This is a genomic window from Janthinobacterium sp. AD80, assembly GCF_002878455.1.
Lineage (GTDB): Bacteria > Pseudomonadota > Gammaproteobacteria > Burkholderiales > Burkholderiaceae_D > Janthinobacterium.
Map to the genome: position 1 here is coordinate 23,571 of NZ_NRDQ01000050.1, position 13,057 is coordinate 36,627.

The 13,057-nt window shown below is 63.5% G+C and carries 13 protein-coding genes and 1 riboswitch; of the genes, 12 read left to right on the forward strand and 1 reads right to left on the reverse strand.

Translation table 11 applies throughout. The features are described from left to right. Positions 1-125: 125 nt before the first annotated feature. Positions 126-1,166, forward strand: coding sequence for a porin (locus JaAD80_RS11885; RefSeq protein ID WP_102294349.1), 1,041 nt, complete (start codon positions 126-128; stop codon positions 1,164-1,166). Between the two features lie 15 nt (positions 1,167-1,181). On the opposite strand, the gene JaAD80_RS11890 is transcribed toward JaAD80_RS11885, so the two are convergent. Then, positions 1,182-3,281: a bifunctional diguanylate cyclase/phosphodiesterase gene (locus tag JaAD80_RS11890; RefSeq protein WP_102294350.1), complete on the reverse strand. Its 2,100-nt coding sequence runs from the start codon at positions 3,279-3,281 to the stop codon at positions 1,182-1,184. Between the two features lie 236 nt (positions 3,282-3,517). Here JaAD80_RS11890 and JaAD80_RS11895 point away from each other — a divergent pair, with 236 nt between their 5' ends. The 11 genes from JaAD80_RS11895 to JaAD80_RS11945 form a co-directional block, all read left to right on the forward strand. After that, positions 3,518-4,270 (forward strand): Crp/Fnr family transcriptional regulator, encoded by a 753-nt coding sequence (locus JaAD80_RS11895; RefSeq protein ID WP_102294351.1) that lies wholly within the window; start codon positions 3,518-3,520, stop codon positions 4,268-4,270. A 57-nt stretch (positions 4,271-4,327) separates the two neighbouring features. Continuing rightward, positions 4,328-6,232: an ATP-binding protein gene (locus JaAD80_RS11900; protein WP_258002944.1), complete on the forward strand. Its 1,905-nt coding sequence runs from the start codon at positions 4,328-4,330 to the stop codon at positions 6,230-6,232. 28 nt (positions 6,233-6,260) lie between these two features. After that, a complete protein-coding gene (locus JaAD80_RS11905) occupies positions 6,261-7,067 on the forward strand; it encodes a response regulator (protein WP_102294353.1) in 807 nt (268 codons plus the stop codon). Positions 7,068-7,106: 39 nt separating this feature from the next. Beyond that, entirely contained in the window at positions 7,107-7,376 is a 270-nt protein-coding gene (locus JaAD80_RS11910; RefSeq protein ID WP_102294354.1) for a hypothetical protein, read from the forward strand. 84 nt (positions 7,377-7,460) lie between these two features. Beyond that, positions 7,461-7,576: riboswitch (TPP riboswitch) on the forward strand. A 79-nt stretch (positions 7,577-7,655) separates the two neighbouring features. After that, positions 7,656-9,569, forward strand: a complete 1,914-nt coding sequence (thiC, locus tag JaAD80_RS11915) for a phosphomethylpyrimidine synthase ThiC (RefSeq protein WP_102294355.1) — start codon at positions 7,656-7,658, stop codon at positions 9,567-9,569. Between the two features lie 19 nt (positions 9,570-9,588). Beyond that, a complete protein-coding gene (gene thiS, locus JaAD80_RS11920; RefSeq protein WP_102294356.1) occupies positions 9,589-9,792 on the forward strand; it encodes a sulfur carrier protein ThiS in 204 nt (67 codons plus the stop codon). Between the two features lie 15 nt (positions 9,793-9,807). Further along, entirely contained in the window at positions 9,808-10,602 is a 795-nt protein-coding gene (locus JaAD80_RS11925; protein WP_102294357.1) for a thiazole synthase, read from the forward strand. Then, positions 10,599-11,366, forward strand: coding sequence for a hydroxymethylpyrimidine/phosphomethylpyrimidine kinase (locus JaAD80_RS11930; protein WP_258002946.1), 768 nt, complete (start codon positions 10,599-10,601; stop codon positions 11,364-11,366). The genes JaAD80_RS11925 and JaAD80_RS11930 overlap by 4 nt, the downstream gene beginning before the upstream one ends. Positions 11,367-11,375: 9 nt before the next feature. After that, complete coding sequence (gene thiE, locus JaAD80_RS11935) at positions 11,376-12,011, forward strand: thiamine phosphate synthase (RefSeq protein WP_102294358.1); 636 nt, start codon at positions 11,376-11,378, stop codon at positions 12,009-12,011. A gap of 66 nt (positions 12,012-12,077) precedes the next feature. Further along, positions 12,078-12,710, forward strand: a complete 633-nt coding sequence (locus tag JaAD80_RS11940; protein WP_102294359.1) for an ANTAR domain-containing response regulator — start codon at positions 12,078-12,080, stop codon at positions 12,708-12,710. Positions 12,711-12,812: 102 nt separating this feature from the next. Then, positions 12,813-13,057 (forward strand): alcohol dehydrogenase catalytic domain-containing protein (locus tag JaAD80_RS11945; protein WP_180979393.1); only part of this gene is annotated, 245 nt, incomplete at its 3' end.

A 13,057-nucleotide genomic window follows, 5' to 3' on the forward strand; every position in this document is an offset into this window, starting at 1 on the left:
TTAGCCAGGAATTGTTGTCTGGCCAGTCGTCTTTCGATACGGCATAGATCACAGCGCGCCTTGCCGCCTGTGGCCTTGCCATGGCCGCACGCTTTCCCGGTTTTGCCTGCATAAGGAAAACCACCATGAAAAAGATCTGTCTCGCCGTTGCCACGCTCGGCACCATCGGCGCCTTGCCTGTTGTCCACGCCCAGTCTTCCGTCGGAGTGTATGGCTTGATGGATGCGGCCGTGGTGCAGGAACGCGGCCTCAGCAAGCTCACCAGTGGTGTCTCGGCCGGTTCGCGCCTGGGCTTGCGGGGCACGGAATCGCTGGGTGACGGCTGGCAAGCCGTGTTCACCCTGGAAGCGGGCGTGCAGGGCGACACGGGCCGCTCGGACCAGGCGGGACAATTGTTCGGCCGCCAGGCCTTTGTCGGCCTCAACAGTCCGCTGGGCATGCTCACCGTGGGCCGCCAGTACAACCTGCAAAGCCAGGCGCTGACGGACGTGGCCGACCCGTTCGAGGGCGGCATGGCCGGCGCCTCGACCAACCTGGCCGGCTATTCGGCCACGCGCATCGACAATACCGTGCGCTATACCTCGCCGGAAATGCGCGGCGTCACGGCCACCGTCATGTATGGCTTTGGCGAACACACGGGCGTTGCCGCCGACCAGCGTTCGCTGGGCCTGGCCCTCGGCTACGTGAACGGTCCGCTGACCCTGCGCCTGGCGCGCCAGAGCCGTGGCGGCGAGTTCGGCAAGGCAGACGTCAACAACACGATCCTGGCCGGTAACTACAACTTTGGCGTGGCCACGGCGTTTGCCGGCTATGGCCGCAACACGGGCGATGGCAGCACCATGTTCTTTGCGGAAAATCCATACGGTGCGGCGCAGGCGCCGGCCCAGTCCACGGACAGCCGCGACGCCATCGTCGGCGTGGCCGTGCCGCTGGGCGCGACGACCTTGCTGGCTTCGTTCATCCACAAGGATGACCGCGATGCCGCCAACCGCGATGCGCAGCAGCTGGCCATCGGCGCCACGTACGCGCTGTCGAAACGCAGCAAGATCTATCTTGCTTATGCGCACATCCGCAACCGCAACGACGCCGCCTACATGGTCGGCAATGCCACGGAAGTGGGAACGGGCGACCGCGCGCTGAACATCGGCTTGCGGCACGCGTTTTAAGCCATCGCTACACCATCAGCACACGATCGCCAGGGCGGGCAGCATGCGGCCCTGGCGCAACAGCTGTTCAAAGGCGGGCGCGGCCAGTGGGCGGCTGAACAGATAGCCCTGCATCTGGTCGCAGCCGTGCTGGCGCAAAAACGCCAGCTGCTGCGCCGTTTCCACGCCTTCGGCGATGACTTTCAGGCGCAGGCTGTGCGCCAGGGCGATGATGGCTTGCACGATGGCCGCATCGTCGGCGCTGTACATAATGTCGCTGACGAAGGATTTGTCGATCTTCAGCACGTCGATGGGGAAGTGGCGCAAGTGCGCCAGGCTGGAATAGCCGGTACCGAAGTCGTCGATCGACAGTTGCAGCCCCAGCGCCTTGAGCTTGCCCATGGTGGCGATCGCCTGCTCCACATCCTGCATCATCATGCTTTCCGTCAGCTCCAGCTCCAGGAAACGCGCCTCCAGGCCCGTCATGGCCAATATTTCCCGCACCGATTGCAGCAAGCCGCTTTGCCGGAATTGCCGCGCAGATAAATTCACCGCCAGGCGCAAGTGGCCCAGTCCCGCCTTTTGCCAGGCTTTCGCCTGCGCGCACGCCGTCTGCAGCACCCAGGCGCCGATCGGCACGATCAAGCCCATTTCCTCTGCCAGGTGGATGAAGTCGCCTGGCGCGATGGCGCCCAGCGTGGGATGCTGCCAGCGCAGCAGCGCTTCCATGCCGACAATTTTGCCACTACGCAATTCCACCTGCGGCTGGTAGACGAGGTGGAACTGGCCGCGCTCGAGCGCATGGCGCAGTTCGCTTTCCAGGCTCAGCCGGGCCAGCATGCTGGCATTCATGGCCGGCGCATAGCTTTGCCAGTGGTTGCGCCCTTGCTCCTTGGCGCGGTACATGGCGATATCGGCGTGCTTGATCAGGGTTTCCGCGCTGTCGCCATCGAGCGGATAGGTGGCCACGCCCATGCTGCAGGTCAGAAAAAATTCGTGGCCAGCCACCAGCAGCGGCTGCGCCACCGCATCGAGCACGCGCTGCAAAATGGCCTGACCCGGATCGCCATTGGCGTGCTGCGGCAGCAACAGGACGAATTCGTCGCCGCCCAGGCGCGCCACCGTGTCAATTTCGCGCGTGGCCGCGCGCAGGCGGTCGGCGATCAGTTTGAGCAGGGTATCGCCCGCATCGTGGCCCAGGGTGTCATTGACGAATTTAAAACGGTCGAGGTCGATGAACACCACCCACAGGGGCAGGGTGCTGCGGCGCGCCACGGCCATCGCCTGCTCCAGCCGTTCGCGCAGCAGCAGGCGGTTGGCCAGGCCCGTCAGGACATCGTGGCGCGACTGGAATTCCAGTTCCTGCTCGAAACGCATGACGGTGCTGATATCGTATTGCGCCACCACGAAGTGGCTGACGGGGCCATTCCCGTCGTCGCGCACGGGCGCCACGAACAGTTCGCTCCAGTAGGTGCTGCCATCCTTGCGGAAATTGCGCACGATGGCCTTGCCTTCGCGCTGCTCGTGCAGGGCCGCGCTGATGGCATGCATGTCCTGGCGCGCATGTTCCGGCCCCTGCAAGTCTTCCAGCCGTTGCCCGATGACCTCGCTCGCGGAGTAGCCGGTGATGCGCTCGAAGGCGGGATTCACGTATTCGATCAGGTAGCCGGGCGCGTCGGCGCTGCACAGGATGATGGCGTTGGCCGACACTTCGATGATGCGCTCGCGCAGGCGCAGCGACTGTTCATTGCGCATGCGCGCGGCGATGTCCTCGGACAGGCGCAAATTGGCAAACTGCAAGGCCGCCGTGCGCTCGCCCGTGATGCGCTCGATGACGCTGTTGCGCGATACCAGCTGGTACACATACGCCGTTGCCAGCAGGCTAGACAGCACTCCGCCCAGCAGCACATACAGCGAGCCGCGGCGGTTCGCATCGAGGCTCAGTCCGTGCGCGGGCAGCAGGGCCGCGCTCAGCGAATGGCCGCTGGCGTGGTGCTGGAACAGCAGCCGGGCGCTTTCCGCTTCGATCTGCCGCGCCGACACATAGCACAAGGCTGTCAGGCACAGTCCGGCCGCCAGGGTCAACAGGGCCGAAGTGGAGACGGAGATGGAAATACGCTTGAAGAATGATTGCATGATGGCGTCCGGTGTAAGCGCCAGGCCGGCCCATGTTCAGCCAGCCCTGGCAGTGACCGACTGTAGGGCGCGCGGCAAGGTAGCGTCCGTTCGCTAGCGAACGGACAGAAATGCCAACAAGAAATATAGTCACGCCACTGTGCCAGCGCTGTGTTACGCTGCACCTCATGGCGCCCCTCGTTCGGACGCCTTTCAAACATCCCCTAGCTGACGACTGGAAACCAGGAATCCTGACCATGTCCAGCTCGTATGCTGTCCTCCCCGCTTTGCCGCACAATCCGAATCAGAACCACTTGCTCGCCGCCATGCTCGACGCCGATTTCGCGCGCCTGGCGCCGTACCTGGAGCAAGTGCCCATGCTGCTGGGCGACGTGATTTATGACTCGGGCGATAAATTGCAGCATGTGTATTTTCCTACCACCGCCATCGTTTCCCTTCACTACCTGCTGGAAAACGGCGGCTCGTCCGAAATTGCCGGCGTCGGCAACGAGGGCATGGTGGGCGTGTCGCTGTTCATGGGTGGCAATTCCACTCCCAGCCGCGCCGTGGTGCAGACGGGCGGCGTCGGCTTTCGCCTGAAGGCGCACTTGCTGATGGAAGAATTCGACCGCGCCGGCCCTGTCATGCGCTTGCTGCTGCGCTACACCCAAGCGCTGCTGACGCAAATGTCGCAGACGGCCGTGTGCAACCGCCACCATACGGTGGAGCAACAATTGTGCCGCTGGCTGCTGCTGACCATGGACCGTTTGCCGAACCGCGAACTGACCATGACGCAGGAGCTGATTGCCAATATGCTGGGCGTGCGCCGCGAAGGCGTGACGGAAGCGGCGGGGCGCCTGCAGGCGCGCGGCTTCATCAGCTACCGCCGCGGGCATATTTCCGTGCAGAACCGCACCGGACTGGAAGACACCGTATGCGAATGCTATGGCGTGGTGAAGAAGGAATTCGCGCGCCTGCTGTCGGACGTGCGCCAGCGCCAGGGCGCTTGAACACCGTATCTTTCCTCGGATTTTTCCTCTTATCGTTGTCATCGCCCAGGCTACCTCATGCAATCTGTTGAAAACATTCCCCCGCGCGCACCGTCGCGCTGGCCCATGGCGCTGGCCTTTTCGTTCAGTGCCGTCGTGCTGCTGGCCGTTGGCGCGCTGGCCTGGCGCGCGCCGTTTGAAACGGCCGTGCTGATCGATGCGCTGGTCTTCCTGTTGCTGCTGCTGCTCGTGGCGCTGTACCGGCGTACCCTGGCGGCCAGCCTGCCGCGCCAGGTGCTCAAGGCCGGCGCCTTGCAGGATGCAATTTTCAACAGCGCCAATTTTTCCTGCATCGCCACCGACGCGCAGGGCGTGATCCAGATTTTCAACGTGGGCGCCGAGCGCATGCTGGGCTACGCAGCGGGCGACGTCGTCGACAAGCTGACGCCGGCCGGCATTTCCGACGCCCAGGAACTCATTGCCCGCGCCGCCGCCCTGAGCGCCGAACTCGATACCGTCATTACGCCCGGCGTGGAAGCGCTGGTGTTCAAGGCCGGGCGTGGCATCGAAGACATCTATGAGCAGACGTATATCCGCAACGATGGCAGCCGCTTTCCCGCCATCGTGTCCGTGACGGCCCTGCGCGATGCGCAGAGCAAGGTCATCGGCTATTTGCTGATCGGCACCGACAATACGGCGCGCAAGCAGGTCGAGGCGGAGCAAGCCTTGCTGGACCAGCGCCTGCGCGAACAGCAGGCATACACGCGTTCGCTGGTGGAAACGAATAATATCGAGCTGAAGAAAGCGCGCCAGGTGGCGGAAAAGGCCAACCGCGCCAAGTCCGAATTCCTGTCGAGCATGAGCCACGAATTGCGCACGCCGCTGAATGCCGTGCTGGGCTTTGCGCAGCTGATGGCCTCCGACGTGCCACCGCCGAGCCCGCCGCAGCAGCGCTCGATCGAGCAGATCCTCAAGGGCGGCTGGTATCTGCTGCGCCTGATCAACGAGATCCTCGACCTGGCCATGATCGAATCGGGCAAGGTCACCCTGTCGCAGGAAGCCATGTCCTTGCTCGACGTGCTGCAGGATTGCCAGGCGATGATCGCGCCGCAGGCGGAAAAGCGCGGCATCGCCATGCAGTTCCCCCGTTGCGGCGAACCGTACTTCGTGCATGCGGACCGCACGCGGGTCAAGCAGGTGATGATCAACCTGCTGTCGAACGCCATCAAGTACAACCAGGGCGGCGGCGCCGTCACGGTCGAGTGCAGCCGGCGCGGCGCCAAGGTGCGGGTCAGCGTGCGCGACAGCGGCGCCGGCCTCGATGCGCAGCAGCTGGCACAACTGTTCCAGCCGTTCAACCGCCTGGGCCAGGAAAACAGCACGGAAGAGGGCACCGGTATCGGCCTGGTTGTCACCAAGCAGCTGGTCGAGCTGATGGGCGGCAGCATCGGCGTCGACAGCACGGTGGGCGTGGGCACCACCTTCTGGTTCGAACTGGCCGCCAGCAGCGCGCCGGAACTGGTGCTGGGCCATGGCGACGCGTTGCCGCAAGTGCGCACGCAGCAGGACTTGCAGCGCACCTTGCTGTACGTGGAAGACAATCCCGCCAACCTGGCGCTGGTGGAACAATTGATCGCCCGCCGCAGCGATTTGAAACTGCTGACGGCCATCGATGCGCACCTGGGCATCGACCTGGCGCGCACTTACCAGCCGGACGTGATCCTGATGGACATCAACCTGCCCGGCATCAGCGGCTTTGGCGCCCTGCACATCCTGCACGGCGATCCGCTCACCAGCCACATACCCGTCATGGCGCTGTCGGCCAACGCCGTGCCGCGCGACATCGAAAAAGGCTTGCAGGCCGGCTTCTTCCGCTATCTGACCAAGCCGATCAAGGTCGTCGAATTCATGGACGCGCTCGACGTGGCCCTGCACCATGCGGCTGCGCATGGCCTGGCCGACGACATTCATGCAGTACGCTGATACAGCACTTATTTTTAGGAATACCGCCATGCTTCAAGCCACCGAGATCCTGAACGCCAGCATCCTCATCGTCGATGACCAGGAGGCCAACGTCATGCTGCTGGAACAGGTGCTGCGCAACGCCGGCTATACGCGCATCGCCTCCACCATGGACCCGCAAGCCGTGCGCGCGCTGCACCAGCAGCACCGTTACGATTTGATCCTGCTTGACTTGCAGATGCCGGAAATGGATGGCTTTGAAGTCATGGAAGGCTTGCGCGACCTCGAAGCGGGCAGCTATCTGCCGGTGCTGGTCATCACGGCCCAGCCCGGCCACAAGCTGCGCGCGCTGCAGGCCGGCGCCAAGGATTTTGTCAGCAAGCCCTTCGACCTGGTGGAAGTGAAGACGCGCATCCACAACATGCTGGAAGTGCGGTTGCTGTACCAGAAGCTGGGCCAGTACAGCAAGTCGCTGGAACAGATGGTGGAAGAACGCACGGCGGAACTGCGCGAAAGCGAAGCACGCTTCCAGCGCTTCACGGAACTGTCGTCCGACTGGTACTGGGAACAGGATGCGCAGGGCAATTTGACGCGCTTTTCCGGCCCCGTCGCCGAGATGCTGGGCATCGGCAGCGAGGAAGAGCCGCAGCGCTGGAACGCCAGCGAGCGCGCCTTGCTGGACGCGAAAATCGCCGCGCGCGAACCGTTCCTCGACTTCATCTACAGCCGCACGAACGCGGACGGCAGCGTGCAGTACCTGCAAGTGAGCGGCGAGCCGATGTTCGACAATGGCAGCCGCTTCATCGGCTACCGGGGCATCGGCCTCGATGTCAGCGCACGCCATCACAGCCCCTGATTTATACTTGCCGCTATCCACATCGACAAGGAAAGCATCATGGCTGACAAATCGCCACCCGCAACGCCGCCGCAATACTGGTTCCCCGCCAAGACCTATGGCTGGGGCTGGGGCATGCCCATCACCTGGCAGGGCTGGCTGGTCTTTCTGGGCGCGCTGGGGCTGTTCGCCTGCGGCGCCTTCCTGTTCCCGCCGCAGGATGGGCTGGCGCTGTACATCGTGTATGAGGTCGTCATCGCCGGCGCGCTCGTCGGCGTGTGCTGGCTGAAGGGCGAACCGACCAGCTGGCGCTGGGGCAAGAAAAAATAAGACCGGGACGCAAACGCGACACCTGCACGAAATCATCTGGCCACGCGCCTTGAAACGCGTATAATTGGCTCGCTGCCGCAAGGCGGCAAACGCTAGGGGTCCTGCCTTTCGCTGTGAAAACACAGTGCAAGCGCGGGTGAGAAATACCCTCCGAACCTGATCTGGATAATGCCAGCGAAGGGAAGCTTTAGGATGACCGCACCTGCTTTTTCCGCGTGCGCGCATCCGAACCTCCTTAGCTGGCTCCAGGCTGAATAAAAGCCAAGCCAAGGAGCCAAAATGAACGCCAATCCGAAATTTCTTTCCGCCACCGCCACGGTCGACGAAGCCGCCATCGCGCCGCTGCCCAATTCCCGCAAGATTTATGTGCAGGGCAGCCGCCCCGATATTCGCGTGCCCATGCGCGAAATCAGCCAGTCCGACACGGAAGCGTCGTTCGGCGGCGAAAAGAACCCGCCCATCTATGTCTACGATACGTCCGGCCCCTACACGGACCCGGACGTGCAGATCGACATCCGCTCGGGCCTCGACACGCCGCGCCTGCCATGGATCATGGAACGGGCCGATACGGAAGAATTGCCCGGTCCGACTTCCGAATACGGCATCGCGCGCCTGGCCGACCCGAAGCTGGCCGAGCTGCGTTTCAACCTGCACCGCAAGCCGCGCCGCGCCGTCGTCGGCAAGAACGTCACGCAAATGCATTACGCGAGGCGCGGCATCATCACGCCGGAAATGGAATTTGTCGCCATCCGCGAAAACATGCGCCGCCAGGAGTATCTGCGCGAGCTGCAAGCCTCCGGCCCCATGGGCGTACGCCTGGCCGAGCTGATGGGCCGACAGCATCCGGGCCAAGCCTACGGCGCCAGTATTCCGGCCGAGATCACGGCCGAATTCGTGCGCGAGGAAATCGCCCGCGGCCGCGCCATCATCCCTGCCAACATCAACCATCCGGAAGTCGAGCCGATGATCATCGGCCGCAATTTCCTGGTGAAAATCAACGCGAATATCGGCAACTCCGCCGTCACCTCGTCGATCGGCGAGGAAGTGGAAAAGATGACCTGGGCCATCCGCTGGGGCGGCGACAACGTCATGGATCTGTCGACGGGTAAGCACATCCACGAGACGCGCGAATGGATCATCCGCAACAGTCCCGTGCCCATCGGCACCGTGCCGATTTACCAGGCGCTGGAAAAGGTCAATGGCAAGGCGGAAGACCTGACCTGGGAAATCTTCCGCGACACCCTGATCGAGCAGGCGGAGCAGGGCGTCGATTACTTCACCATTCACGCGGGCGTGCTGCTGCGCTATGTGCCGATGACAGCCAAGCGCCTGACGGGCATCGTTTCGCGCGGCGGCTCCATCATGGCGAAATGGTGTCTGGCGCACCACCAGGAATCGTTTCTGTACACGCATTTCGAAGAGATCTGCGAGATCATGAAGGCGTATGACGTGTCGTTCTCGCTGGGCGACGGCTTGCGCCCCGGCTCCATCTACGACGCCAATGACGAAGCGCAGCTGGGTGAACTGAAAACCCTGGGCGAACTGACGCAAGTCGCCTGGAAGCACGACGTGCAAGTGATGATCGAAGGCCCTGGCCATGTGCCGATGCAGCTGATCAAGGAAAACATGGACTTGCAGCTGGACCAGTGCGGCGAAGCGCCGTTCTATACGCTGGGGCCGCTGACCACCGATATCGCTCCCGGCTATGACCACATCACGTCCGGCATCGGCGCGGCCCTGATCGGCTGGTATGGCACGGCCATGCTGTGCTACGTGACGCCGAAGGAACACCTGGGCCTGCCGAACAAGAATGACGTCAAGGACGGCATCATCACCTATAAAATCGCGGCGCATGCGGCCGACCTGGCGAAAGGCCATCCGGGCGCGCAGATCCGCGACAACGCGCTGTCGAAAGCCCGTTTTGAATTCCGCTGGGACGACCAGTTCAATATCGGCCTGGACCCGGACAAGGCGCGCGAATTCCACGATGAAACCTTGCCCAAGGATTCTGCCAAGGTGGCGCATTTCTGCTCCATGTGCGGCCCGCATTTCTGCTCCATGAAAATCACGCAGGAAGTGCGCGAGTACGCGGCCGGCATGGGCATCGCGGAAGACAAGGCGCTCAAGCAGGGCATGGAAGTCAAGGCCATCGAGTTCATCAAGAACGGCGCCGAACTGTACCGCAAGGTCTGAGGGGAGCGTGATGAGTGCATTGATACAGATCACCCTCAACGGCGCACCGCACCAGGTGCCGCCCGGGCAAACCCTGGACCAATTGATCGCCGCGCTGTCGCTGGAAAACCAGGCGCTGGCGCTGGCCGTGAACCGCCATGTGGTGCCGCGCAAGGCGTGGCCGGGACAGGTCTTGCAAGTACAAGACCAGGTTGAGATCGTCCGCGCCATCGGTGGCGGCTAGACTAAGGAAAAAGCAATGACAAGCAATCACAACGACGACCTGCTGACCATCGCAGGAAAACAATACCCATCGCGCCTGCTGGTGGGCAGCGGCAAGTACAAGGACTTGCCGCAGACGCGCGAAGCGACGGACGCGGCCGAGGCGCAGATCATCACGGTGGCCATCCGGCGCGTCAATATCGGTCAGGATCCGAACGCGCCCAGCCTGCTCGATTTCGTGCCGCCGGACCAGTACACGATTTTGCCGAATACGGCCGGCTGCTACAACGCCAAGGATGCCGTGTATACCCTGCAACTGGCGCGCGAACTCCTGGGCGGGCGCAACCTGGTGAAACTCGAAGTGCTCGGTGATGAAAAGACCCTGTTTCCGCACATGCCGGAAACGTTGATTGCGGCCGAGGCGCTGGTCAAGGATGGCTTTGACGTGATGGTGTATTGCAGCGACGATCCGATCCAGGCGAAGATCCTGGAAGACATCGGCTGCGTGGCCGTCATGCCGCTGGCGTCACTGATCGGCTCGGGCATGGGCATCTTGAATCCGTGGAATCTGTCCCTGATCATCGAACAGGCCAAGGTGCCGGTGCTCGTCGATGCTGGCGTGGGCACGGCGTCGGATGCGGCCATTGCCATGGAACTGGGCTGCGACGGCGTGCTGATGAATACGGCCATTGCCGGCGCGCGCGATCCCGTGCGCATGGCGCGCGCCATGAAGCTGGCCGTGCGGGCCGGGCGCGAAGCATTTTTGGCGGGGCGCATGCCGCGCAAATTCGCCGCCTCGCCGTCGTCGCCGATGGCGGGCCGGCTGGCGTGAAGCCAGGCAGCTTGCCGGCGGTGCTGGTGTTTGCCGGTGTCGATCCCTCGGGCGGCGCCGGCATCGCCGCCGATATCCTGGCGATCGCGGCGCAGGGCGCGCATGCGCTGCCCGTCATCACGGCGCTGACGGTGCAGGACAACGACAGGGTCTTTGGCGTCGAACCGGTGGCGCCGGAACTGCTGCGCCGGCAGGCGCAGGCGCTGATCGACAAGGGGGCCATCCACGCCGTGAAGATCGGCATTCCCGGCAGTTGCGCGAATGCGGCCGTCATCGCGCAGCTGATCCGGCAATTGCGCCAGGCTCATCCTGGCCTGCCCGTGGTGCTCGACCCCGTGCTGGCCAGCGGCCACGGCGACGTGCTGAACCGTGACGATGCCGTGCTGGCGCTGGCGCCCTTGCTGCCAGTGACTACCGTGATCGTACCGAACGGGTCGGAAGCGGTGGCGCTCGGCGGCGTGGAATATCTGCTGGCGCAAGGCTGTGACAACGTGCTGGTAACGGGCGGCCATGGGGAAGGCGAGGTGATCGTCAACCGCTGGCGTAATGGCGATGGCGGGGAGCGCGCATGGCGCTGGCCGCGCCTGCCCGGCGAATTTCACGGCAGCGGCTGCACCCTGGCGTCGGCCATCGCTGCCCGGCTGGCACAAGGCGTGCCGCTGGCCGGGGCGCTGGACCTGGCCCAAAATTATTGCCATGCTGCCCTGGACAAGGCGTATGCCATTGCGCCGGGCCAGCTGATGCCGCAACGACTGACTGAATAAGGAAATACCATGCGTGGACTGTATCTGGTCACCCCCAACTGGGATGACACCGACCGCTTGCTCGACGTGAGCGAGCAAGCCTTGCAGGAGGGCGTGGCCCTGCTGCAATACCGCCACAAGAGCGCCGAGGCAGAGCAGCGGCGCGAGCAGGCGGGCGCCCTGCTGGCGCTGGCGCGCAAATATGGCGTGCCTTTCATCATCAACGACTTTATTGAACTATGCGAGGAACTCGATGCGGATGGCGTGCACGTGGGCGGCACGGACGCGTCCGTGGCGCAGGTACGCGCGCGCCTGGGCGCCGGCAAGATCGTGGGCGCCTCGTGCTATGGCGACCTGGCCTTGGCACGGACGGCACAGGCCGGCGGCGCCAGCTATGTGGCCTTCGGCGGCTTCTATCCCTCGCTGGTGAAAAAGTATCCGGTGACCACGCCGCTGGACATCGTGCTGCAGGCCAAGCGCGAGATCGCCTTGCCCTGCGTGGTGATCGGCGGCATGACGGCGGAAAATGCGGCGCCGCTGGTCGCGCGCGGCGCCGACATGGTGGCGGCGATCAGCAGCGTATTTGGCAACGGCAGCCAGGCGCACGATGTTGATATTGCGGTGCAGCAATTCAATCTGCTGTTTGCCCGCGCAGAGGGCGCGTGAGCGGGGGGATTTGGCGAATAATCGGCATATAATAAGAGCATCTATATTTACAAGGTGCCTTTACCCATGAGTCAGCCATCCGCCGCGAAACGCCTTATACTGATCGTTGACGATGACCAGCTCCTGCTGGAATTTCTCGGCGAAGTCCTGCGCCATGCCGGCTACGAAACGGTGCTGGCCAATTCGGCCGAGGTGGCGCTGCAGCTGATCGCCCAGCGCGAACCGGACCTGGCCTTGCTCGACATCCACATGCCGGGCATGTCCGGCCTGGAGCTGGCCAAGCGCCTGCATGGCGAAACCGCCGTGCCCTTCATGTTCCTGTCCGGCAGCGGCGACAGCGAATCGGGCAAGCAGGCGGCCGCCTACGGTGCCGTTGGCTACGTGGTGAAACCCGTCGATGAAGGCCGCTTGATGCCCGCGTTTGAAGCGGGCCTGGCGCGCGCCGATGAAATCCGCCAGCTGCGCCGCACGGAACTGAACCTGAACGCGGCCCTGGCCGCCGGCCGCGAAACCAGCCTGGCCGTGGGCCTGTTGATGGGCAAGTTCCAGACGGATCGCAACACGGCATTCGAGGTGCTGCGCGACCACGCGCGCTCCAGCCGCCGCAAGATCAATGAAATCGCCAGCCAGCTGCTGCTGGCCGAGGAAACCTTGAACGGCTTGCACGGCGCCTTTTTGAACCGCGCAAAAACCAAGTAAGCCAGGTAACTGTTTTCCAGGCGCCTGCTTTTCGCCCTGGCTTGTTATGATGTGCGGATACGGCGCGCTGGCGCGCCGGGTTCAACTACTGACAGGACACACATGAAAACCAAAGCCGCGATTGCATGGAAGGCGGGCGCCCCGCTGACGATAGAAGAAGTCGACCTGGCCGGCCCGCGCGCCGGCGAAGTGCTGGTCGAGCTGAAAGCCACGGGCATTTGCCATACCGATTACTACACCCTGTCCGGCGCCGATCCGGAAGGCATCTTCCCCGCCATCCTCGGCCATGAAGGCGCCGGCGTCGTCGTCGACGTCGGTCCGGGCGTGACGACCCTGAAAAGGATGAC

Excerpts from the sequence above, each read along its gene's own strand:
- JaAD80_RS11895 (WP_102294351.1), top strand. The coding sequence starts at position 3,518 with ATGTCCAGCTCGTATGCTGTCCTCCCCGCTTTGCCGCACAATCCGAAT.
- JaAD80_RS11905 (WP_102294353.1), top strand. The coding sequence starts at position 6,261 with ATGCTTCAAGCCACCGAGATCCTGAACGCCAGCATCCTCATCGTCGAT.
- thiC (WP_102294355.1), top strand. The coding sequence starts at position 7,656 with ATGAACGCCAATCCGAAATTTCTTTCCGCCACCGCCACGGTCGACGAA.
- JaAD80_RS11900 (WP_258002944.1), top strand. The coding sequence starts at position 4,328 with ATGCAATCTGTTGAAAACATTCCCCCGCGCGCACCGTCGCGCTGGCCC.
- JaAD80_RS11885 (WP_102294349.1), top strand. The coding sequence starts at position 126 with ATGAAAAAGATCTGTCTCGCCGTTGCCACGCTCGGCACCATCGGCGCC.
- JaAD80_RS11940 (WP_102294359.1), top strand. The coding sequence starts at position 12,078 with ATGAGTCAGCCATCCGCCGCGAAACGCCTTATACTGATCGTTGACGAT.
- JaAD80_RS11890 (WP_102294350.1), bottom strand. The coding sequence starts at position 3,281 with ATGCAATCATTCTTCAAGCGTATTTCCATCTCCGTCTCCACTTCGGCC.
- JaAD80_RS11925 (WP_102294357.1), top strand. The coding sequence starts at position 9,808 with ATGACAAGCAATCACAACGACGACCTGCTGACCATCGCAGGAAAACAA.
- JaAD80_RS11910 (WP_102294354.1), top strand. The coding sequence starts at position 7,107 with ATGGCTGACAAATCGCCACCCGCAACGCCGCCGCAATACTGGTTCCCC.
- thiE (WP_102294358.1), top strand. The coding sequence starts at position 11,376 with ATGCGTGGACTGTATCTGGTCACCCCCAACTGGGATGACACCGACCGC.